We start from the raw sequence: 21,354 nt of genomic DNA on the forward strand, positions 1-21,354 counted from the left end.
CACGGCGACAAATCGGACGGGCAAATTCCATGCAACATAGGTCATCCACGGTCGTTTTGGCCGATACCCGGGCCAGACAAACGAAATGTGCAGAGGGAATGGAAGAGGTGATGGTCCGCTCGAGGGCGCGGGCCTATCACAAGCCACATGCAATCCCGCTGCGCCTTGTACTCATCAGGCCGGTCTCCGGACTTACAGAGCCCACCGGAGGGTGGCATGTCGATGCGCCTTCCCGCTTTCGCAGTGGCTGCCATGGCCGTGGGCCAGGGCGTGCATCGCCATATCTCTGATTACCGTTGCGGGTGCAGTGCAGGATTGATGGTGGCGCCATTCACCTGCTTCTCGTTTCACCTCCGCGCGCGCAGCGCGCCATGAGGCACCTGTGGTGGCGCGATCTTACGCGATAACCTGGTGCACACCAGCCAAATCATCGGCCTGACAACCGCTTTCCTGCCGCCTGCATGATGATCGGATACCGATAGTGCGGGCAGGCGATCGGCTGGGTGCCGTCGGATGCTTGTCAAGATTGATAGCTGCTGACACTTGCCTGTCAAGCCATGGGGCTTTTACGGAAGGGGCTTCAGCGGCAGTCGCAGAGTGTCCGGCCAGACCGTTGCCAGTCGCTCGGCACCGCCAAACAAGCGCCGGGTCGGGTCCGCAGCGGTCTCGCAGTCCACCAGAATCTGTGCCACGGCAGGCGCAGGCCTGCATTCCAGCTGCAGCACATCGGGACTGCGGAAGTCGCTGAGCAGCCACAGGCAGGAGGGTTGCCGGGCGTATCTGGCGGCCATCTGCCAGCCCGAATGCAGGGCCTGGGCCAGCGGCGTGCCGCCACCACCGCGCAGCGGCTCGATCAGGTCGGCATTCCAGCGTGGCGCCCGCGTGGGCTCCAGCAGCCACTGCAGCTGACCTGCACCGAAGCAGAGCAGGGCTACGGATTCACGTTGCAGGTAGGCCCGGCGAAGCCACTGCAGCAGCAGACCCTTGGCCTGGGCAAACGCACCGCTCTCCACCATGGAGGCAGAGGAGTCCAGCAGGAACAGGTGTTGCCGGCGCTCCGCTGCCTCGGGCTGGTGCCAGCGCAGGTGTTCGGGAGCCAGCGGCAGTCCCTGGCGCTGGCGCAGGGTGGCAGTCCAGTCAAGCGATGCACCTGGCATTCCGTGCGCGCTGGGTTCGGCCTGTCCGGCCAGGGCCGGGCCTTGGTTTGCGGAGCCGATTCGCCCCCGGCCGGCGCTCAGCGCAGCGGACCGGAGGCGCGGGCTTTTTTTGCGGCCAGGGCCTCCAGCGCTGCCTGCGCCAGGGCGTCGGCCTGCCGAGCATCGAACGCGACGCTGCTCACGGCTTGGACCTGTCCCCAGCCTGGGGGCGGCTGTTCGTGGCCCGGGCCTGTATCCTGAGGGCGGGAGCCGATGGTGCCGGAGTCTGGCGAGGCAGGCGCATGGGATGTGGATGCCTGAGTATCAGGCCCGGCATGCTCTTTGCGCTCCGAGGCAGAGGTTGCAGCAGGCGCGGCAGGCGGCGTGCCTGCGGGCGTCTGCTGGGGCTGACTGGCGCTGCGCGGATGTGGCTGGCCCGCGCGATGCTGCAGCACCAGTGGCGCAACTTCGGACACATGCGCGGGGGTGATGTCCTGACTGCCTTGCCATGCCGCCAGCGCGCGAGCCGCGCGCAGCATGACCAGGTCGGCACGCAGTCCGTCCACCTCGGCGGCGATGCACTGCAGTGCCACGGCCTCGTGGACGGCATCGCTCCATGCCAGCTCCGAGGCATTGCGGCAACGGTCGCGCGCCTGTACCAGCCGTTGGCGAATCTCCTGCTGCCCGCTTGCGTGCGACCGGGCAAAACCCTCGGGGTCCTGATCAAAGCGCAACCTGGCCTTGACAATGCGGCTGCGCAGTTGCGGATCATTGGCATTGTCCAGCTGTACGCAAAGGCCCAGCCGATCCAGCAACTGCGGGCGCAGCATGCCTTCTTCCGGGTTCATGGTGCCGATCAGCACGAAGCGAGCGGCATGGCTGTGGGAGATGCCGTCGCGCTCGATGCGATTGATGCCGGACGCCGCCACGTCAAGCAGCACATCGACGATGGCATCGGGCAGCAGATTGATCTCATCGACATACAGCACGCCTTCGTGCGCCTTGGCGATCAGACCCGGAGCGAAGCCCACTTCGTGGCCCGAGAGTGCCCTGGAGAGGTCCAGACTGCCGGTCACATGTTCGATGGACGCACCGAGCGGCAGGGTGACGAAAGGCGCAGGGGCCAGCATATCCGCCAGCGCACGCGCTGCCGTGGACTTGGCCGTTCCACGCGGGCCTTGAATCAGCACACCGCCGAGCTGCGGCTCGATCGCGGCCAGCAGCAGGGCCTGGACCAGTGCGGGCTGACCCTGAATGGCCGAGAGTGGAAATACGGGAGCGAGGTCGTGGTTCGGGCTCATCGGGAAACCTGTCCTTCCATGAATTCTTCGTGCTCCAGCATCTGGGCCAGCAGGCTTTGATGCTGTGCACCGGGCTGTTCCCACATGCCGCGGTCTATGGCTTCGAGCAGGCGCGAGACGATATCGCCCAGCGCCCGGGGGTTGTGCTGGCGCAGAAACTGGCGCACGCTTTCATCCTCCACATAGGCCTGGGTGACCATGGCGTAATGCTGGTCCGAAACCAGCGCGGTGGTGGCATCGAAGCCGAACAGGTAATCCACCGTGGCCGCCATCTCGAAGGCACCCTTGTAGCCGTGGCGCATGGCGCCTGCTATCCACTTGGGGTTGGTGACGCGGGCGCGCACCACCCGTCCGATCTCCTCGGCCAGGGACCGGATCCTGGCCGATTGGGGGTTGCCGTGGTCGCCATGGTAGATTGCAGGATCGCCGCCGCCCAGATGGCGCACGGCCGCCACCATGCCGCCCTGATGCTGGTAGTACTCGCTGGAGTCCAGCAGGTCATGCTCGCGGCTGTCCTGGTTCTGAAGCACCACATCCAGCGACTTCAGGCGACGCTCCAGCGCGGAACGGGCTGGCACGCCGTCGGCCTGCTGGCCGTAGGCATAGGCACCCCAGTGCAGATAGTGGCGTGCAAAGTCTCCCGAATCGGTCCACTGGCCGGTACGCAGCATCTCGTGCATGCTTGCGCCATAGCTGCCGGTGGGGGCTCCGAAAACGCGCCACAGCGCCTGTTCGCGGGCCGCTTCGACACCCAGACCCTGATCCATGGCGGCTTGCGTATCACGCAGCACGCGTGCGCGGATGGGATTGTCGTCGTCGTCCTCTTCCATCCCTGACACGGCACGCACGGCAGCGTCGAACATCTGCACCACATTGGGAAAGGCATCGCGGAAAAAGCCGCTGATGCGCAGCGTCACGTCGACGCGCGGACGGCGCAGGCCGACGGCAGGAATGACTTCGAAGTCGGTCACACGCTGGCTGCCGGCCGCCCATCTGGGGCGAACGCCGATCAGGGCGAAGGCCTGGGCGATGTCGTCACCGCCGGTGCGCATGGTGGCCGTTCCCCAGACGGAAAGACCGATGGCCTGCGGATATTCTCCATGCTCCTGCAGATGGCGCTCCAGCAGGCGCTGTGCGGACTGCTGTCCCAGCGCCCAGGCAGTCTGTGTAGGGATGGCGCGGGTGTCCACCGTGTAGAAGTTGCGTCCCGTTGGCAGGGTATCGCAGCGCCCGCGCGAGGGCGAGCCGCTGGGTCCGGGGGGCACGAAGCGTCCTTGCAGAGCCCGCGAGAATTGCAGCAGCTCCTGCGGACCACAGGCATCCAGTGCCGGCGCAATCTGCTCCTCGATGCGTGTCAGCACCCGGCGTGTGTGCGGCCAGTCGAGGGCCAGCCCGGGCCGGGCAATGACCTGCAGAGCCAGCAGTTCGAGCCGCTCGCGCGTATCGCCGCCGTGGCGCCAGGTGCCGGCGTCCTGCTGCTGCAGCACGGCTGGGCGCGGGCCATTCCAGGGGGCGGCTGCATCCATGTCCAGCGGGTTCCAGTCCATGCCGGGCAGCAGGTCGGCTGCCAGTGCGTTGAGCAGGCCCTGCTCTGCATCGGCACTGCCGGGATAACGTGCCAGCGAGAGCAGGGTGGATTCACGCAGCCGGGCCTGTGGCGAGCGGCCGAAGATATGCAGGCCATCGCGGATCTGGGTTTCCTTGAGTTCGCACAGATAGGCATCGATGCGTTCCATCAGCAGCTCGTCGCTATCGGGCGGCGAGCTTCGAGCGTCCATGCCGAGCTCTCGCAGCAGGTCCTGCTGTCTGGCGCAGTCCAGGATCTGCTTGCGCAGCAGGCCGGAGCGGCGCAGGTCGACCAGCAGGGCTTCGTAGTACTCGTCCACCAGGCGCTCCAGCTCCTGCATGGGTCCGTGGTTCTCGGCGCGCGTGAGGGGTGGCATCAGGTGGTCGATGATGACGGCCTGGCTGCGGCGTTTGGCCTGTGCGCCTTCGCCGGGGTCGTTGACGATGAAGGGATAGACATGCGGCAGCGGGCCGAGGATGGCATCGGGCCAGCATTGCTGCGACAGCGCCAGGCTCTTGCCCGGCAACCATTCCAGATTGCCATGCTTGCCCACATGGACCATGGCGTCCACCTCAAACACGTCGCGCAGCCAGAAGTAGAACGCCATATAGTGATGGGGCGGCACCAGCTCGGCGTCGTGGTAGCTGGCATAGTCATTGCGGCCGTCGATCGAGCGCGCGGGCTGTATGCCCACGAAGACATGGCCCAGCTGCAGGCCGGCGACCATGAACCAGCCATCGCGCAGCATGGGATCCTGCTCGGGTTCACCCCAGCGGGCGGTCACGGCCTCGGCCATGTCGCCGGGCATTTGCGCCAGGCGCTGCTGATAGGCCTGCAGCGAATAGCCCTGGCTCGCGGGTCGCAGCAGCCATTTTTTCGGGTCGTTGGCTATGCCTTGCTGCAGCCGTTCCATCAGCGCCAGGCCACAGCCGGGCCGCTCTGCCGCGTCCCCCAGCTGCCATCCGTCGCGCTGCAGCTGCTCCAGCAGGGCGATGACGGATTCCGGGGTATCGAGACCCACGCCGCTGCCCATGCGGGCCTCGCTGCCCGGGTAGTTGGCCAGTATCAACGCGGCCTTCTTCTGCGCAGCGGGCTTGCTGCGCAGCTGACACCAGCGCCATGCCAGCTCGGCAATCCAGGTGATGCGGTCGGGCTCGGCCTGGTAGCTGACCACATCGGTCTGTGTCAGCTCGCAGCGATGGGCCAGACCCTTGAAACTCATGGCGCGCGTCATGATGCGGCCGTCCATCTCGGGCAGCACCACCTGCATGGCAATGTCGCGCGGACGCAGGCCCTGGCTGTCGGCGAGCCAGTCGTCGCGGTTGCTGCCGCTGGCGATCACCTGCAGCACGGGGATGTCGCCCGCCAGTGCCGCGGCCGCCTCACCGGCGCGCGCATGCTCTCCCAGTGCGGCAAACGCCGTGGTGTTGAGGATGACCTGCACCTTGTGGGTGATGCACAGGGAGCGCAGCGTCTGCAGGCACAGTCCGTCCTTGAGCGACTCCAGGGCCAGCGGCAGCGGGTTCAGCCCGCGATCGAGCAGGGCCTGGGCCATGAGATCGAAGGCCTCGGTATTGGCCGACAGCAGATGCGAACGGTAGAACACCAGCATGGCCACAGGGGCTCCGGGCCGCCAGCGTGCCTGCAGGTCGTCCAGGCCCGGAAGATGTCCTGCATCCTCATGCACCCAGCTTTGCGGCACATGCACGGCCACGGGGGGCAGCACCCGCACGGGCGCTCCCTCGCGACCCTGGTTCAAGCCCCAGGCTGCCGCCATGCGCAGGAACTCGCGCGCGTTGCCCAGTCCGCCGGCGCGCAGGTATTGCCACAGCGCACGGCTTTGTCCTGGCTCCAGCGTGCCCTTGGCCAGCAACTCCAGATCTTCCTGGTTGTCGCCCGAGAACATGGCCAGTTTCTGGCCCCTGCGGCGCGCCAGCCTTTGCAGTTGCTCGATGCCATAAGGCCAGGTGGACTCGGCCCCCAGATGGTCCACGATGATCAGCCTGGCGTGCTGCAGCACCTCGTCGATATACAGATCGAGCGACGCGCTCTGGCGCAGATGCAGCAGGTTGGCCAGCCGCAGCGTGGGAATCGAACCTTCGGTCTGGGTCTCGGCCTGCAGCCACATCCGGTAGGCATCGGCCAGCAGCGACAACGTGGTGTCGGCAGAGCTGAGCACCACCATATCGGCGGGCGTCTGATCCAGACGGGTGATGATGCTGTCGTCTTCGACAAAGCCACCGGGGCGGGTGCTGAGCAGGTGCATGATTCAGAAAAGATAGCTTTATCCGATCGCTGGTAAAGCGATTGATACTGATTTTGCTGGTTTTATGCCTGTGCACCCAGCAAGGCCTGGCGCAGCACGGTGCCGTCAAGCTGCCTGCCGATGAACACCAGCCGCGTGGATGCAGCTTCGCCCTCGGCCCAGGCGCGGTCGAAATAGGCATCGAAACGGCGGCCCACGCCCTGCACCAGCAGACGCATCTTCTTGCCCGGCAGGGCGGCAAAGCCTTTGACGCGCAGCACGCCATGCTGCTCCACGATGGATTGCAAGGTCTGCATCAGGCGCTCCCGATCCACGGCACCCAGGTCGAGGTGGAGGGAATCGAAGGCGTCGTGGTCATGGTCTTCGTCATGGTCATGGTGGCTGTGCTTGCCGTCGATGGACAGTTCGGCGGCGCGGTGCTGGCCCAGCAGCACGTTCAGCGGCACTCGTCCGTGCACGGACTCGATCATCTTCACGCTGGCCGGCACCTCCTCGGCCACCAGGGCACGCACCTGACCCAGCTGCTCGGCGCTGACCAGGTCGGCCTTGGACAGCACCACCAGATCGGCCGCCGACAACTGGTCTTCGAACAACTCGTGCAGGCTGGCGTCATGGTCCAGATTGGGGTCGGCCTGGCGTTGTTCGTCGACGGCATGCGGGTCATGGGCAAACTGTCCGGCGGCCGCAGCGGGCGTGTCGACCACGGTGACCACCGAGTCGACGGTGAAGACATTGGCGATGTCGGGCCACTGGAAGGCCTGGACCAGCGGCTTGGGCAGGGCCAGGCCGCTGGTTTCGATCAGCAGGACATCGATGTCGGCGCGGCGCTCGGCCAGGGCCTTCATGACGGGGAAGAACTCTTCCTGCACGGTGCAGCACATGCAGCCGTTGGCCAGTTCGTAGATCTGGCCGTCGGCGCCGCCTTCTTCCTTGCAGCCAATGGCACAGGTCTTGAGGATTTCGCCATCAATGCCCAGTTCGCCAAACTCGTTGACAATGACCGCCACGCGCAGACCCTTGGCCTGCTCGAGGATATGGCGCATCAGCGTGGTCTTGCCGCTGCCGAGGAAGCCGGTGACGATGGTGGCGGGGATCTTGGTGGTTTGCATGAATCTATCTCCGGTAGAGGAAAGCAAGAGTAATCAGGGGCGCCTGAGGGCTTCCGGCCCGTGGACACGGCGGTCCGCGTCCACGCGTCCGTGCAGCACATGCCCCGTCAGTGTGGTCGCCATGCTGTCGGCATCCATGGGGCCGTACCAGACACCGTCCGGGTAGACGATCATCAGCGGGCCATGGTTGCAGGGATACTGGCAACCGGTCTGCAGCGGCTGCAGATGGTTTTTCAGTCCCGGGGTGTCGCGGATCGTGCGCGTCAGCACGGGCCAGAGCTGCAGCGCGCCCTTGGCCGCGCAGCGAGGGCCCACGCACCACAGCACATGCTGCCGGTGCTCGGGCACCAGCGACCACCCCCTGGGGTCGCGCTCCCAGGGGTCGTCGCCCAGTGCCTCGGGCACATCGGGCTGGCGCAGTGCATCCTCCACGGACCGGGCCAGCAGCTCGGTCAGCCCGGGTAGTTGCAGCAGCGGTTGACCAAATACCAGACGCGGAGAGGGCTGTGAGGAATCACGTGCTGCACGCCAGCGCATGATGAGCTTGTGCAGCCAGCGGCGCAGCGAGGCTTCGTCAGGCACCATCACGGGCAGGATCAGAATGCTGCGGGCCTCGGCACACAGGTCCAGCGCCTCGCCCAGCGTGGGCTGGGCGCGGTCCACATAGGCCGTGGTCACCTGCTGCACAAGCTGGCCTGAAGCCCTCATGGCGGCTTCCAGCCGCGCTGCCAGATCGCTGAGCTCCGTCAGGCCTGCGGTATAGGCGCCGCCCCGGCTGAGCAAGATGATGGCCAGCGAAGGCGCTGCGGCCTGCTTGAGGTCGGCAGCTCGGGAGGTGGGGAGATGCTTGTTCACGGCAGCTCTCCTGCAGAAAACTCCACGCGCTGGACGCTGATCTTGCGCTCGGGGTGCAAGGCAGCTGCCAGGCGCTGTGCGGCCTCTATATTGCGCGGGCCGGGCGTGGCCTCGGCATAGCTCATCACGAAGAACCGGCGATTGCGAATCGCGGAGACCGCTTCGAGCTCCTTTTTTTGCAGCAGGAACTCAATTTTGCCCAGGGCATCGGGCTGGCCGTAATCGATGATCACGATCCACTCGGGGTCGCGCTCGATCACGTCCTCCCAGTTGCCGCGCTGCCAGTTCTGCGTCAGGTCCGAGAAGATATTCGTGGCCCCGGCTTCTTCCAGCATGGCTTGCGGCATGCCGAAGTGACCGACGGTGACGGGAATCTCCTGTCCGCTGTCATAGACAAAGACACGCGGCAGCGTGCGATTGCCTTTCATCTGCTGGCGCAGTCTGGACTGGGAGGCCCGCAGCCGGTCGATGCGTGGCTGGGTCTGCTGAAGGACGCCAAAGATGCGGCTGATGTTTTCCATGTCCAGCAACGCATCGTCCAGCGCGATGCGCTCGCGCTTTTGTACGCGGATGCAGGACTCCGACAGCACATAGGAGGCAATGCCGTGGCTGGCCAGGCGCTCGGGGGTCACGGCGCCCTGTCGAAAGCCATAGCTCCAGCCACCGAAGACAAAGTCGGCTTCGGCGCCCAGCAGAACCTCCAGATTCATGCCCTGGGACGAGAGATCGGGCAGGCGCTGCAGCCAGGGCTTGAGCTGGGGGCTGATCTCCTTGCTGGACGGAATACCCGAGTAGCCGACCAGACGCCGGCCCAGACCCAGGTAGAGAAAGCTCTCGGTAATGTTGACGTCATGGGTTACGGCGCGTCGGGGGATGTGGTCGTAGCGCACATTCTGGCCGCAGACGGACAGGTTCAGCGGCGGCTGGTGCTGGCGCGCCGGTACCGCGATCGCCTGCGGCTCGGGGGCTTTGCCGCAGGCGGCCAGCAGCGCTGCGGTCAGCAGCACCGGGGCGCAGCGTCGATTCAGACCGGTCGCTTGCATCACAACTGGTTCCTGCGGCATCAGAAGCGCATCAGAGCCGACAGCTCGACGCTGCGCCCCCGTCCCAGCAGCCATTGATTGCTGCTCTGCGCGGTCGTGGCATAGAGACGGTTGCCCAGGTTGCGGCCTACCAGGCGCAGCGTGGTGCGCGGATTCATGTCCCAGCTCAGCACGGCGTCGGTCACGGCATAGGAGGGCAGGCGCGTGGTGTTGGCATTGTCGGCGAAGCGATCACCCACATAGCGCAGGCCCACCGATGCCTGCCATGGGCCGCTGCGGTAGTGGCCCCAGAGGTTGGCCGTCACGCGCGGCACATTGCCGGGGCGGTTGCCGGTGCGGTCCGCGCCCTGGCTGCCTTCGAGCAGGCGGTCGAACTTTGCATCCACAAAGGCGAGATTGCCTTCGAAACGCAGGGCCTTGCCCGTGTGCACCAGGCCGGTCAGCTCCAGTCCCCTGGAGGACTGCCTGCCACCTTGCACGGGCAGATTGTGGTTGCTGGGGTCGCGGGTGATGATGTCGTCCTTGACGATGCGGTAGGCCGCCACGGTCCACTCGCCGCGCCCGTTGGCCAGCTGCTGCTTGTAGCCGACTTCGATCTGACGGCCCTGGCTGAGGCTGAAGCCCGATTGCGATTGGGCAATCGCCAGCAGGCTGGCGACGGGGTCATGGCCGGTACTGGTTTGCACATAGGCGCTGCCGAGCGCGTCGAACTTGTGGGTCAGGCCCAGGCGCCAGGAGGTGCCGTTCAGCGGCTTGTCAAAGCCCGATCCGTCCTGGATGTTGGTGCGCGAGAAGGCATACCAGTCGCGGCGCATGCCGGCCATCAGAAGCCATTGTTCGCTGATCTTCCAGGCATCTTCGAGATACAGCGCATTCTGGCGGAGACTGGAGTTCATGCGCGGCAGATAGGCGTCGGGGCTGTCCCAGTAGCCATGCTGGGGCTCGAAGGCGGACACCGTGGAGCCGCCTCTGTAGGGTGAGTTGCTGGTGCTGGTGAACTGGGCGTTGGAGAGGTCCCAGCCCACGGCGATCTGGTGCCCGGCGGCCTGGAGGTCGAGTCCCATGCGATTGCCGCTCTGCTGCACATCATGGCCGATTTCCAGATAGTCGGAGCGCACCACCTGGCCGTTGGCGGGCCGGTAGTCGTAAGCCTCGATATTCTTCCAGTGGCGGTTCGACTTGAAGTGATAGATCTCGTTGCGCAGCATCAGCGTGTCGCTGGCGCGCCACTGGGCCTTGGCACGAAAGCGCTGGTCCTTGAACTGATCGATGGCGTCGAGCACGTTGTAATTCTTGTCGCGCAACTGCCCGACGATGCGGCCGTCGACCACGGGAGTGCCGAAATAGCGCTCGGGCTTTTGCTGGCTGAAGTCGGCGCTCAGGTCCAGGGTCAGGTCATGGCGCGGCGTCCAGCGCAGCGCGCTCATGAGCTTGGCGCTGCTGGCCTGTCCCAGCTCGCGCTCGCCGTCGGTGCGCTCGCCATAGGCATCGATGCGATAGCTCAGCGTCTCGCCCAGGGCTCCGCCGGCGCCGATGCCGGTGTAGGCCTTGCCATGGCTGCCGGCACCCAGAAGCACTTCGGTGCTGCGCTCGCGGCTGGGCTGCTTGCGGATGGCGTTGATGGTGGCGCCCATGGTGCCGCTGCCATACATCAGCGAGGCGGGGCCGCGCAGCACTTCGATGCGCTCGTAGCCCCAGCTTTCGCCCGGATAATTGACCGTGCCCGAGGCCACGCCCAGCGTGATGCCGTCTTCGGCAACGCCGATGGAGTTCACGCCGTTGAAGCCGCGGCTCGAGAATGACAGTCCGCCATTGCCGGGGGCGCCCGAGGCGCTCAGGCCCACCGTGCGGGTGATGGCATCGGCGACGCGGTAGTCCGCGCGCTCGTCCATCTGTTGCGAGGACACGCCGCTGACGCTGGCCGGAAGGTCCAGCACGGGGACGTCCACGTGGGAGGCCGTGCTCGCGGGCTGGCTGGTCTGCAGCTCATGCGCGGGCAGACGGCTTTCGCGTACCGTGACTTCGGGCAGGGTCTGCTGGGCCATGCCGACTGCGGGACAGAGCAGAAGCAGCTTCAGGGCCGTGCCGCCAATTGGGCGCAGGGGCAGTCTGGAGTGGATCGAGGATGGAAAGACAGCAGAATGTTGTGGATGAGAGCACATATCACGAGGCCGAAACTGCCTGAAGGGATAGCTGTGCCGCAGACAGGTCTGCCTTTTCAGGCATGACGCAATCCACTTTCTGGCCGCTATCCGCACCCCGCAGACAGTTTGCAATTACCGCCCCAGGGAGCGGAGTTGAGTCATCGGCAGGCCGGTCTCCGGGCTCACAGGCAATTCATGGCTGAATTCACGACCCGCCTTCCCGAAAGATCCGGACCGTCGCGAAGCGAGGGGCCGGACCGCTGTCCAGTGGCTGCAAACGCTGCTGCGTTCGCGTGAGTGTGTTGACCTGCTTACCGTTGCGGGGGCAGCCAAGGCTTCCCGAGCTTGCGCTCAGACCTTGTTCCCGTTTCACTCGCTTCAAGCGAGCACCTTCCGAAACGAAGCGCCATCAAGGCGCCGCCGAAGTTTATCAGTCCCTGGGCGAAATGCGCAGGGTTTTAGAGCAACTCGTCCGGCATGAACTCGATCAACGGCCTGCCGCTGCGCCCGCTGATGCGAACCTGGGCGCAGACACCGTAGACCTCGGCAATGGTCTCTGCGTTCAGCACCTGCGCCGGTGTGCCCTGTGCCACCAGTTCCCCGGACTTGAGCAGGTACAGGCGGTCGCAGTAATGGGCGGCCAGCGGCAGCTCGTGCAAGGCGGCCAGCGTGGTCAGGCCCAGGCTGCGGATCAGGTTCATCAGCTCGAACTGGTGGCGCACGTCCAGATGGTTGGTGGGCTCGTCCAGTACCAGCAGTCTGGTCTGCTGGGCCAATGCCCTGGCCATGAGCACGCGCTGCTTTTCGCCGCCCGAGAGGGAGGAGAACATGCGCTGGGCCAGCGGCAGGGCCCGAACCTGGGCAAGGGACTGCTCGACGATGCGAAAGTCCTGCTCGCTGTCCCGGGCGAAGGAACTCTGGTGTGGAGTGCGGCCCATGAGCACCACATCGCAGACGCGCAGATCGAACTCGCCGGCGTTTTCCTGCGCCAGCACCGCCATGGCGCGCGCATTGTCGCGTGCGCTGCGCCGCCAGACATCCTGTCCTTCCATGCACACCACACCGCTGTCGGGCCTGAGCATGCGGTAGATCATGCGCAGCAACGTGGACTTGCCGCTGCCGTTGGGGCCGAGCAGGCCGACCAGTTCGCCCTCTCGGACATGCAGGCTGACGTCCTTGACGATCTGGGTTGCAACCGCCTGCCAATGCAGACCGCTGGCCTCGAGCAGGCGGGCGGGGGGAGGCGCGGGGCTCACAGCGTCCCTCTCTCGCGCACGCTTTTACGGCACAGCATCCAGACGAAGAAGGGCCCCCCGAGCAGCGAGGTGATGACCCCCACGGGTACTTCGGCCGGGGCAAAGCTGATGCGCGCGAACACATCCACCCAGATCAGAAAGAGCGCACCTGTCAGGGCCGCCACAGGCAGCACGCTGCGGTGTTCGGAGCCGACCAGCATGCGGGTGACATGAGGAACGATGAGTCCGACGAAGCCGATAGGGCCCGTCAGTGCCACCAGCACCCCGGTCACCATGGAAACCAGAACGAACAGCCAGCGCCTGGTGCGGGTGGTGTCCACGCCCAGCGTGGCGGCGCTTTCTTCGCCTGCCAGCAGCGCATTGAGCGAGCGGGCCTGCGCCAGCAGCAGGGCCATGCCCGCCACCAGCAGGGCGGCCGGCAGGCCCAGCTCCTGCCAGCGGGTTCCGGCCAGACTGCCCAGGGTCCAGGTCAGCACGGAATTGGCCAGCTCGCGCTGTTCGGCGGTGAGCACGATCAGGCTGGTGACGCCGCCCAGGCAGTACGCGATGGCCACGCCCCCCAGAATGAGTCGCGATGCCTGCAATCGTCCATTGGCATGGGCTAGGAAATAGACGGCCGCACAGGCCAGCAGCGCTCCGCTGAAAGCCCCCAGCGGCAAGGCCAGCTCGCCCGCAAACGCCAGGGCGCCGAAGGCCAGCACGCTCACGGCCCCCACCGAGGCACCCGATGACACGCCGAGCAGATAGGGGTCGGCCAACGGATTGCGCACCATGGCCTGCATGGCCACGCCGACCAGCGCCAGGCCTGCGCCCGTGAGCGCCGCCAGCAACACGCGCGGCAGGCGCACGCGCCAGACAATCTGGTATTGGGCGCTGCTCCAGTTGCCCGGAGGCCAGTCCAGGCCAAGGCGCTGACCCAGCTCGTAGGCCGCGATCTGCCAGGCCTGCGCGGGGTCGATCCGAACCGGCCCCAGGGTGATGGCCAGGGTCAGGGAGAGCAGCAGCGCAGCCGTCAACATGCACAGCCACAGCTTGAGCCGCCGGCGCTGATGCACGAACATCGTTGTCACGCGCAGGCTCATGGCGTCAGCGCGGCAGTGCGGAGGCCGGGGTTGCGGCTGCCGGCAGGGCCGGCGGGAATGAGCAAGGGCCTGCGGCACAGGGCGATAGACCGTGCAAGATGTCTCATTGTCATCAGCCAAAGCAGACGATCTGCATGCCGGTGACGGGATCGGGCCGGGGCGAAGCCCAGGTGCCTTTTGCCGTCACGCTGCTCCCCGCAGACGGTCGTTGCAAATGCCGGCTGCCCGGATAGGCACCCGGGCGTTCAGCGCTCAACAGGCCGGTATCCGGGCTGGCAGATGGCACGAGGCATGTCACTTCGCCTTCCCGGCGCTGCCGCGCACCTCGTTGACGAGGTCACGTAGAACGCCAGTGACCGGCTTTGGCACATGCCAAAGTCCTGAAGTGGATTGATCTGCTTACCGTTGCGGGGGCAGCCAAGGCTTTGAACCCTGTTCCCGTTGAACCCGATGCAATACCGGGCACCTGTTGCGTTGGACAATTCCTGCAGAGCGCAGTCCCCAGGCTTGTCCAGCAAAAATTATATAGCGGCAAACATGCATCTCGGCGGGCTTGCAAGGCGACAGCTCCAGGGCCGGGTCTGCAGGAGGCGAGGCAGGCGGAAGGGCTGGCCTGGCTGTCTCAAATCTCGGCAGTGGCGGTTTTTGAGCGAAGGCAGTCAAAACTGCGCTGACATTTGTGCACAAAATAGAGGCTGAGAAAGCCCCCGATTTTGAGGTCATCATGAGCATCTGGTCCATCGACGCACAGACCGTCACCCACAGCATTCAGCTCGCTGTTGCCCCGGTTTTTTTCCTGACGGCCGTGGCCGGCATGATTGGCTCCGTAGCAGGGCGGCTGGCCCGCATCATCGACCGCGCCCGCAAGCTGGAGGAAAGCCTGCGCACCCTGGAGGATCACGATCTGATCGCGCGCCATCTCAAGGAGCTGCATTTCCTGCGCGAGCGCGGGCGGCTGGCCAATGTCTCGATTGCGCTGCTGACGCTGTGCGGCATGTGCATCGGCCTGACCATCGTGCTGCTGTTCGTGGGCCAGGCCTACGGCGTCAGCGGGCATGGGTATGCCGTGTTCAGCTTCATGCTGGGGGTGCTGGCCTTTGTGCTGGCGCTGTGCTGCTTTCTCTGGGAGACCATCATGGCGACACGTATCCTGGACTTTCACATGCTCAGCCAGGCCAGGGCCGCCGTGCGCCATGTGGCGGAGTCCGAGCGCCGTCCCTGAAGGATGCGCGCCCAGTTTTTTTCTGCCCCTGCTACTGGCGCCCATGGTCTTTCTGAGCGGCCTCGGGCGCCTCTGTCGGATTCCCGTGCTGCTGCGTTGCGGCCGGTTGCGGTTGGTCGAGCGCGGCAGGCCGACCTTGCGTCGGGCCACGGCATGGGCCGACGCGGGTCAGAGAGGGGCAGCGCGTCCCTGCTGGTCACGCTGGCCTATGCGCGCTTTTTTCGCACCAGCGCTGGCCGGCCTATCGGGATCCGGCGCCTGACCTGGCGCTTTATCCCTTGTTGTCCCTGGCGCTCGCCTGGGGGCGCCATGACGGCCTGAGGAAGGCCGCGGCAGACGGATCTAGTCGTGCATGGGTTCCAGCCAGGCGGCTGCGGCCTGGATGATGCAGTCGGTGAGCCGCTGCAGACTGGCCTGGGCATTGCGGGTGTGGGCCCAGTACATGGGGATGTAGAGATCCCGGCCCGGCAGCAGCTCCATCAGATCGCCGCTGGCCAGCTGGGGGGCGATCAGCTGTGCCGGGTGCATGCCCCAGCCCATGCCCAGTTCCACGGCACGGGTGTAGCCCTGGTTGGAGGGCAGAAAGTGACGCGCATTATTGCGCCGCCCGTCCAGCCCGAGACCGTGCAGCCACTGATCCTGCAGGCTGTCCTTGCGGCCGTAGTACATCATGGGTGCCTGGGCCAGCGTCTGTGCCAGCTCCCGGTCTGATGCGGCATCGGCCAGGTGGCGCTGCACAAATTCCGGGCTGGCCACGGCGATATAGCGCATGCGGCCCAGCGACCAGGTGTTGCAGCCTGCAATTGCCGAGCCCGTGGCCGTGACGGCGGCCATGACCTCGCCTTCCTTGATGCGTTTGGCCGTATGGTCCTGATCGTCAATGCTGATGTCCAGCAACTCGTTGCCGTCCTGCGTGAATGCCGCCATCGCGTCCATGAACCAGGTCGAAAGGGAATCGGCATTGACTGCCAGCTTCAGCGTGGGCAAGGCCGTCTGTCCTTCGGGTACCAGTTCGGGGCTCTTGCGGCGCAGATCGTTTTCCAGCAGTGCCACCTGCTCCACGTGCAGACACAGGCGTCGGCCTGCGTCCGTGCCTCTGCAGGGCGTGCCGCGCAGCACCAGCACCTGTCCCACGCGTTCCTCGAGCAGCTTGATGCGCTGGGAGACTGCGGAAGGGGTGACATGCAGCTTGCGCGCTGCGCGCTCGAAGCTGCCCTCGCGCAATACGGCAGCAAGCGCTTCCAGTCCCGTGTAGTCGAACATTAGAAAATCTTCATTAGATTGAGTAAATGTAATTTTACTTAATTGTTGAGCAGAGCAAGAATCCGGGCCGGTTTGGAGGAGTCAGCGGCTCATGGATATGACAACTAACTTTTATTCCGCCTGGATTGCAGGCTTTACGGTGTGCGCTTCGCTCATTGTTTCCCTCGGCGCACAGAATCTGTATGTGCTGCGTCAGGCTGTGCAGGGCGAGCATGTGAAGGCCTGCGTGGCTCTGTGTGTGCTCAGCGACGGACTGCTGGTGGCGCTGGGCGTGGCCGGCATGGCGCAGATGCTGGCCAGCTATCCGGCATTGGCGCAGTACCTGACGCTGGGCGGAGCCGCATTCTTGCTGGCCTATGGTGTTTTTGCCTTGCGGCGCATGTGGCTGGCTCCGGACGCTGCCATGGTGGCTGGCGAGCGCAGGGCATCGCCGCGCGGGATGATGAGCGTGCTGGCTGCGCTGGCAGCCATTACCCTGCTCAATCCCCATGTGTACCTGGATACGGTGTTGCTGATGGGCTCGATCGGTGCTCAGCAGGACGGCGCAGGCCGCTGGTCCTATGTGATGGGGGCCGCCTCGGCCAGCTGTCTGTGGTTTGTACTGCTGGCGATGGCGGGGCGCCGTCTGAAGCACCTGTTTGCCAACCCCGGCGCCTGGCGTGTCACGGATGGCATCACCGGTGTGATGATGCTGGGGCTGGCCTGGTGGGTGGCAAGCGGCGCACTGGGAATGGAGGTTTGAGTCCCTGGCCCGGCCGGTGCCATGCATCGCGGACGTCGGCGCAGGTCCGCGTTTGTCGTTCAAGCGGCCGCGGCCTGCTCCCACACACCCACGGCTTCGATGAGGTTCCAGCTGTTGCATTCAATGCGGTAGTGGCCGGTGGCGCCGGTTTTCTGGCTCTGGCCCTCGATCACCACAATGTGCTTGCCATGGCGCTGGGCTTCGGAGATCGGACGGATCTTGTCGTAGTTGTGCTTCTCGGCAATGTCGCCGCGGAAGGCGATGGTCACCTGCTCGCGCCGGGGGAAGTAGTCCCTGGCATATTTGTCCAGCGTGCGATCGGCGACCAGCGTGGCCATATCGGGCGAGGTTGCGGAAGTAGTGTTCATCGTGTCTCCTCAAGAGTGAACGCTTGTTTATGTGCAGAATCAGAGCCGGTGTAGGGCGCGATTGTTGCATTTTGTTTCCGCGAGCGCCAGTGTCCATCGCCATGGCCGATGGCATGCCCCGCATCCGCCCATCGCGTCGGCCCATGGTCATGGCGCAGTCAGCGGCAGTTGCAGGCCGGTCTTGATGCGTTCCAGCGCAATCGAGGTGCTGTAGCGGCGAATGTTCTCGTCCCCTTCGAACAGGCGCTTGCAGATGGCCTGGTAGTCGTCCATGTCGGTGGCGGTGACGACCAGGATGTAGTCGGTCTCGCCCGTCACGTAGAAGCATTGCTGCACCGCCGCTTCGTCGGCGATCCGTGCCCTGAAGCCGCGCGACAGATCCGGCCTGTCGTTGACCAGTTGCACGGTGATGACCGCAGTCAGCGTGCGGCCCACCTTGACAGGCTCCAGCACCGCCACATTGGCGGCAATCACTCCGGTTTCCTGCAATCGCTTGATGCGTCGCTGCACGGCCGGTGCCGACAGGTTGATGTGCTCCGCAATCAGACGTTGCGGCATGAGGTTGTCACGCTGGAGCAAGGCAAGAATCGCGTTGTCAAAGGAGTCCAGGTCGGCTGCAGGCATGGTGTGGGCTGGTTGAGAGCGAAACTTGCAGATTCAGGGCTGAAAACGAGCAAATTTCGCAGGTGACTTGCAATATCGTACCTACCTATGTCAAAGAACAGCTGGAATCATTGGTGGCCCGTGTTGGCCGTATTGGGCTCGGTCACTGCACTCGGGCTGGGGACGTCGCTGGCCAAGCAGCTGTTCCCCCTGGTGGGGGCCCAGGGGACATCGGCATTGCGGGTGGGCTTTGCGGCGTTGATCCTGGTGTGCGTCTGGCGGCCCTGGCGCTGGTCGCTCAACCGTCAGCAGGCACGGGCTCTGCTCGTCTTTGGCATGGCGCTGGGCGGCATGAACCTGATGTTCTACATGGCGCTGCGCGATATTCCATTTGGCCTGGCCGTGGCCATCGAGTTTTCGGGACCGCTGGCCGTGGCCATTTATTACTCACGCCGCGCGCTGGACTTTGTCTGGCTGGCGCTGGCGGTTGCGGGCCTGGCCTTGATTCTTCCTGTGGGCGGCAATGCGTCGGCCCTGAACCTCTCCCCGGTGGGCATTGCCTGCGCACTCGGAGCCGCGATCTGCTGGGCCTCCTACATCGTTCTGGGGCGCAGGCTGGGTCATATTCCCAGTGGCCAGGCCGTTTCCCTGGGCCTGCTGTGTGCGGCATTCGTGGTGGTGCCGTTTGGCGTGGCAGAGGCAGGGCTCAAGCTGCTGACGCCATCGATCCTGCTGTTCGGGCTGATGGTGGCTGCCATCTCCAGTGCCTTGCCTTACACCCTGGAAATGCTGGCCCTGCGCCGCCTGCCGCCCGCGACGTTTGGCATTGCGCTGGCGACCGAACCAGCCATCGCCGCGCTGATGGGCATGCTGCTGCTGAGCGAAAACCTGACGGTCACGCAGTGGTCCGCCATTGCCTGCATCATGGCCGCTGCGATGGGCAGCGCGATGACGCGGCCCGGTGTCAAGCCGCGCACGGCGGAGGCGTCGGCGGCGACTTCCGGATGAATAACCCTGCTATGAAAAGAGATGCTGTAAGTGCTTGCTGACCAATGCTTTGCAGAATTATTTCTAGTGAATAACCCTTGAAATTTACGCTGAAAGCTCTTTTTTCTGTAGCTGCATGGATCCAAAAACGCTGCCTGGGCAGCGTTTTTTCATGGGCGTGCGCAGGGTCTGAAAGCGCGTTTCCGGGCGGTGCTTCGGGTCATCGAATTCTTGAATGCTGGCACACAGATAGGGTATTTCTTGGCATGGCTGCACAGCGGCACCTATGCTCATTCTGAGTCATTTTTTTGACCGGTTTTTACGCTATCCGGTTTGCGGTTTTGGCTGTCGTGGCTACTGCGTATTTGTAGGACTCTCGGTCTATTCAAATCAGGAGCGAGGTGCTACAACGGATGCACACGGTAACGAATGCTTTGCAACATTGCGGCACAGATTCGAGCCCTGGTGCCGCCACGGGAGGTCATATGGATGTCATCAGCAATTCCGCAGCTCGCTATGCCCGCCTGCGCGAAGAGGAAATGTCGCTGGACGAGTACCTGAGCCTTTGCCTGCGCGACCCGATGGCCTACGCCGGTGCCGCCCAGCGCATGCTGTCCGTCATCGGTGAGCCCGAGATGGTGGACACTCGCAACGACCCTGTGCTGTCGCGTCTGTTTGCCAACAAGGTCATCCGCCGCTACCCCGCGTTCTCCGAGTTCTACGGCATGGAAGATGCCATCGAGCAGGTGGTGAGCTTCTTCCGCCATGCCGCCCAGGGACTGGAGGAGCGCAAGCAGATTCTCTATCTGCTGGGACCTGTGGGCGGCGGCAAAAGCTCGATCGCCGAGCGCCTCAAGTACCTGATGCAGAAGGCTCCGTTCTACGCGCTCAAGGGATCGCCCGTGAACGAATCACCGCTGGGTTTGTTCGACCCGGTGGAAGACGGGCCGATACTGGAAGAGGAGTTCGGCATTCCACGCCGCAGTCTGCAGCATGTGCTCTCTCCCTGGGCCGTGAAGCGGCTGGAGGAATATGGCGGTGACATACGCCAGTTCCGGGTGGTCAAGCGCTATCCCAGCATTCTCAAGCAGATCGGCATTGCCAAGACCGAGCCTGGCGACGAGAACAACCAGGATATCTCCAGCCTGGTGGGCAAGGTGGATATCCGCAAGCTGGAGAACTTTTCGCAGGACGACACCGATGCCTACAGCTACTCCGGCGGGTTGTGCCTGGCCAATCAGGGCCTGCTGGAATTCGTTGAAATGTTCAAGGCTCCCATCAAGGTGCTGCACCCCTTGCTGACCGCCACGCAGGAAGGCAACTACAAGGGAACCGAAGGCTTTGGCGCCATACCGTTCGACGGCGTGGTGCTGGCCCACAGCAATGAAAGCGAGTGGAAGGCTTTCCGCAACAACCGCAACAACGAGGCCTTTCTGGACCGCATCTACATCGTCAAGGTGCCCTACTGCCTGCGCGTGAGCGAGGAGGTCCGGATCTATGAAAAGCTGATTCGGGAGTCATCGCTGGCCCATGCCGTGTGCGCTCCTGGCACGCTCAAGATGATGGCGCAGTTCTCCGTGCTCACGCGTCTCAAGGAGCCTGAGAACTCGAGCATTTTCAGCAAGATGCAGGTCTATGACGGCGAAAGCCTCAAGGACACGGATCCTCGCGCCAAGAGCTATCAGGAATATCGCGACTATGCGGGCGTGGACGAGGGCATGGAGGGCATCTCCACGCGCTTTGCCTTCAAGATCCTGGCCAAGGTCTTCAACTACGACAGCACCGAAGTGGCGGCCAATCCGGTGCACCTGATGTATGTGCTGGAGCGGCAGATCGAGCGCGAGCAGTTCCCGGCCGAGCTGGAGACCAAGTACATCGGTTTCATCAAGGAGTACCTGTCACAGCGCTATGCCGAATTCATCGGCAAGGAAATCCAGACCGCCTATCTGGAGAGCTACAGCGAATATGGGCAGAACATCTTTGACCGCTACGTCACTTACGCCGACTACTGGATTCAGGACAGCGAGTACCGCGACACCGATACCGGGGAAGTGTTTGATCGCAATGCGCTCAATGCCGAGCTGGAAAAGGTGGAGAAGCCTGCCGGCATCGCCAATCCCAAGGATTTCCGCAACGAGATCGTCAACTTCGTGCTGCGGGCCAGGGCCAACAACCAGGGCAAGAATCCGAGCTGGACCAGCTACGAGAAGCTGCGCGTGGTGATCGAGAAGAAGATGTTCTCCAACACCGAGGAACTGCTGCCCGTCATCAGCTTCAACGCCAAGGCCAGTGCCGAGGATGCGCGCAAGCACGAGGACTTCGTCACCCGCATGGAGGCCAAGGGCTATACGCCCAAGCAGGTGCGCTTGCTCTGCGAGTGGTACCTGCGCGTGCGCAAGAGCAGCTGACC

Annotated in this window: 16 protein-coding genes and 3 riboswitches; of the genes, 4 read left to right on the top strand and 12 right to left on the bottom strand. The window is 64.4% G+C overall.

Annotation, left to right across the window (positions count from 1 at the left end; translation table 11 throughout):
• Positions 1-159: 159 nt before the first annotated feature.
• A riboswitch (cobalamin riboswitch) is annotated at positions 160-399 on the bottom strand.
• 167 nt (positions 400-566) lie between these two features.
• The 9 genes from E2583_RS09650 to E2583_RS09690 form a co-directional block, all read right to left on the bottom strand.
• Complete coding sequence (locus E2583_RS09650; protein WP_291595219.1) at positions 567-1,157, bottom strand: VWA domain-containing protein; 591 nt, start codon at positions 1,155-1,157, stop codon at positions 567-569.
• A 77-nt stretch (positions 1,158-1,234) separates the two neighbouring features.
• Complete coding sequence (locus tag E2583_RS09655) at positions 1,235-2,437, bottom strand: ATP-binding protein (RefSeq protein WP_291595221.1); 1,203 nt, start codon at positions 2,435-2,437, stop codon at positions 1,235-1,237.
• The gene (gene cobN, locus E2583_RS09660) at positions 2,434-6,270 is read right to left on the bottom strand and encodes a cobaltochelatase subunit CobN (RefSeq protein ID WP_291595223.1); all 3,837 of its coding nucleotides are present in this window, start codon (positions 6,268-6,270) and stop codon (positions 2,434-2,436) included. Before cobN ends, E2583_RS09655 begins: the two co-directional genes overlap by 4 nt.
• 62 nt (positions 6,271-6,332) lie before the next feature.
• Positions 6,333-7,379 carry a cobalamin biosynthesis protein CobW gene (gene cobW / locus E2583_RS09665; RefSeq protein WP_291595225.1) on the bottom strand — a complete coding sequence of 349 codons (1,047 nt, stop codon included), beginning with the start codon at positions 7,377-7,379 and terminating at the stop codon, positions 6,333-6,335.
• Between the two features lie 33 nt (positions 7,380-7,412).
• Positions 7,413-8,234, bottom strand: coding sequence for a (2Fe-2S) ferredoxin domain-containing protein (locus E2583_RS09670; RefSeq protein ID WP_291595227.1), 822 nt, complete (start codon positions 8,232-8,234; stop codon positions 7,413-7,415).
• The gene (locus tag E2583_RS09675; RefSeq protein WP_291595229.1) at positions 8,231-9,277 is read right to left on the bottom strand and encodes an ABC transporter substrate-binding protein; all 1,047 of its coding nucleotides are present in this window, start codon (positions 9,275-9,277) and stop codon (positions 8,231-8,233) included. Before E2583_RS09675 ends, E2583_RS09670 begins: the two co-directional genes overlap by 4 nt.
• Before the next feature lie 20 nt (positions 9,278-9,297).
• Positions 9,298-11,322, bottom strand: coding sequence for a TonB-dependent receptor (locus E2583_RS09680; RefSeq protein WP_291595231.1), 2,025 nt, complete (start codon positions 11,320-11,322; stop codon positions 9,298-9,300).
• A gap of 248 nt (positions 11,323-11,570) precedes the next feature.
• Positions 11,571-11,830, bottom strand: a riboswitch (cobalamin riboswitch).
• A 49-nt stretch (positions 11,831-11,879) separates the two neighbouring features.
• A complete protein-coding gene (locus E2583_RS09685; RefSeq protein WP_291595233.1) occupies positions 11,880-12,677 on the bottom strand; it encodes an ABC transporter ATP-binding protein in 798 nt (265 codons plus the stop codon).
• Positions 12,674-13,738 carry an iron ABC transporter permease gene (locus E2583_RS09690; RefSeq protein ID WP_291595268.1) on the bottom strand — a complete coding sequence of 355 codons (1,065 nt, stop codon included), beginning with the start codon at positions 13,736-13,738 and terminating at the stop codon, positions 12,674-12,676. The genes E2583_RS09685 and E2583_RS09690 overlap by 4 nt, the downstream gene beginning before the upstream one ends.
• Positions 13,739-13,999: 261 nt before the next feature.
• Positions 14,000-14,244: riboswitch (cobalamin riboswitch) on the bottom strand.
• Between the two features lie 239 nt (positions 14,245-14,483).
• Between E2583_RS09690 and E2583_RS09695 the strand changes: the two genes are divergently transcribed.
• Entirely contained in the window at positions 14,484-14,981 is a 498-nt protein-coding gene (locus E2583_RS09695; protein ID WP_291595235.1) for a DUF2721 domain-containing protein, read from the top strand.
• Positions 14,982-15,323: 342 nt separating this feature from the next.
• On the opposite strand, the gene E2583_RS09700 is transcribed toward E2583_RS09695, so the two are convergent.
• Positions 15,324-16,244, bottom strand: a complete 921-nt coding sequence (locus E2583_RS09700) for an HTH-type transcriptional regulator ArgP (RefSeq protein WP_291595237.1) — start codon at positions 16,242-16,244, stop codon at positions 15,324-15,326.
• Between the two features lie 91 nt (positions 16,245-16,335).
• On the opposite strand from E2583_RS09700, the gene E2583_RS09705 reads away from it, so the two are divergent.
• Positions 16,336-16,986 (top strand): LysE family transporter, encoded by a 651-nt coding sequence (locus tag E2583_RS09705; protein WP_291595239.1) that lies wholly within the window; start codon positions 16,336-16,338, stop codon positions 16,984-16,986.
• A gap of 59 nt (positions 16,987-17,045) precedes the next feature.
• On the opposite strand, the gene E2583_RS09710 is transcribed toward E2583_RS09705, so the two are convergent.
• Together E2583_RS09710 and E2583_RS09715 are read right to left on the bottom strand one after the other, a co-directional pair.
• Positions 17,046-17,354: a hypothetical protein gene (locus E2583_RS09710; protein ID WP_291595240.1), complete on the bottom strand. Its 309-nt coding sequence runs from the start codon at positions 17,352-17,354 to the stop codon at positions 17,046-17,048.
• Positions 17,355-17,501: 147 nt separating this feature from the next.
• The gene (locus E2583_RS09715; RefSeq protein ID WP_291595242.1) at positions 17,502-17,978 is read right to left on the bottom strand and encodes an Lrp/AsnC family transcriptional regulator; all 477 of its coding nucleotides are present in this window, start codon (positions 17,976-17,978) and stop codon (positions 17,502-17,504) included.
• Positions 17,979-18,065: 87 nt separating this feature from the next.
• Here E2583_RS09715 and E2583_RS09720 point away from each other — a divergent pair, with 87 nt between their 5' ends.
• Positions 18,066-18,965, top strand: coding sequence for a DMT family transporter (locus tag E2583_RS09720; protein WP_291595244.1), 900 nt, complete (start codon positions 18,066-18,068; stop codon positions 18,963-18,965).
• A gap of 464 nt (positions 18,966-19,429) precedes the next feature.
• Positions 19,430-21,352: a PrkA family serine protein kinase gene (locus E2583_RS09725; protein ID WP_291595246.1), complete on the top strand. Its 1,923-nt coding sequence runs from the start codon at positions 19,430-19,432 to the stop codon at positions 21,350-21,352.
• Positions 21,353-21,354: the final 2 nt, after the last annotated feature.

Source organism: Comamonas sp. (assembly GCF_009360615.1).
Taxonomy (GTDB): Bacteria; Pseudomonadota; Gammaproteobacteria; order Burkholderiales; family Burkholderiaceae_C; genus Comamonas.

Excerpts from the sequence above, each read along its gene's own strand:
- E2583_RS09650 (WP_291595219.1), bottom strand. The coding sequence starts at position 1,157 with ATGCCAGGTGCATCGCTTGACTGGACTGCCACCCTGCGCCAGCGCCAG.
- E2583_RS09655 (WP_291595221.1), bottom strand. The coding sequence starts at position 2,437 with ATGAGCCCGAACCACGACCTCGCTCCCGTATTTCCACTCTCGGCCATT.
- cobN (WP_291595223.1), bottom strand. The coding sequence starts at position 6,270 with ATGCACCTGCTCAGCACCCGCCCCGGTGGCTTTGTCGAAGACGACAGC.
- cobW (WP_291595225.1), bottom strand. The coding sequence starts at position 7,379 with ATGCAAACCACCAAGATCCCCGCCACCATCGTCACCGGCTTCCTCGGC.
- E2583_RS09675 (WP_291595229.1), bottom strand. The coding sequence starts at position 9,277 with ATGCAAGCGACCGGTCTGAATCGACGCTGCGCCCCGGTGCTGCTGACC.
- E2583_RS09680 (WP_291595231.1), bottom strand. The coding sequence starts at position 11,322 with ATGGCCCAGCAGACCCTGCCCGAAGTCACGGTACGCGAAAGCCGTCTG.
- E2583_RS09690 (WP_291595268.1), bottom strand. The coding sequence starts at position 13,738 with ATGTTCGTGCATCAGCGCCGGCGGCTCAAGCTGTGGCTGTGCATGTTG.
- E2583_RS09695 (WP_291595235.1), top strand. The coding sequence starts at position 14,484 with ATGAGCATCTGGTCCATCGACGCACAGACCGTCACCCACAGCATTCAG.
- E2583_RS09700 (WP_291595237.1), bottom strand. The coding sequence starts at position 16,244 with ATGTTCGACTACACGGGACTGGAAGCGCTTGCTGCCGTATTGCGCGAG.
- E2583_RS09705 (WP_291595239.1), top strand. The coding sequence starts at position 16,336 with ATGGATATGACAACTAACTTTTATTCCGCCTGGATTGCAGGCTTTACG.
- E2583_RS09710 (WP_291595240.1), bottom strand. The coding sequence starts at position 17,354 with ATGAACACTACTTCCGCAACCTCGCCCGATATGGCCACGCTGGTCGCC.
- E2583_RS09715 (WP_291595242.1), bottom strand. The coding sequence starts at position 17,978 with ATGCCTGCAGCCGACCTGGACTCCTTTGACAACGCGATTCTTGCCTTG.
- E2583_RS09720 (WP_291595244.1), top strand. The coding sequence starts at position 18,066 with ATGTCAAAGAACAGCTGGAATCATTGGTGGCCCGTGTTGGCCGTATTG.
- E2583_RS09725 (WP_291595246.1), top strand. The coding sequence starts at position 19,430 with ATGGATGTCATCAGCAATTCCGCAGCTCGCTATGCCCGCCTGCGCGAA.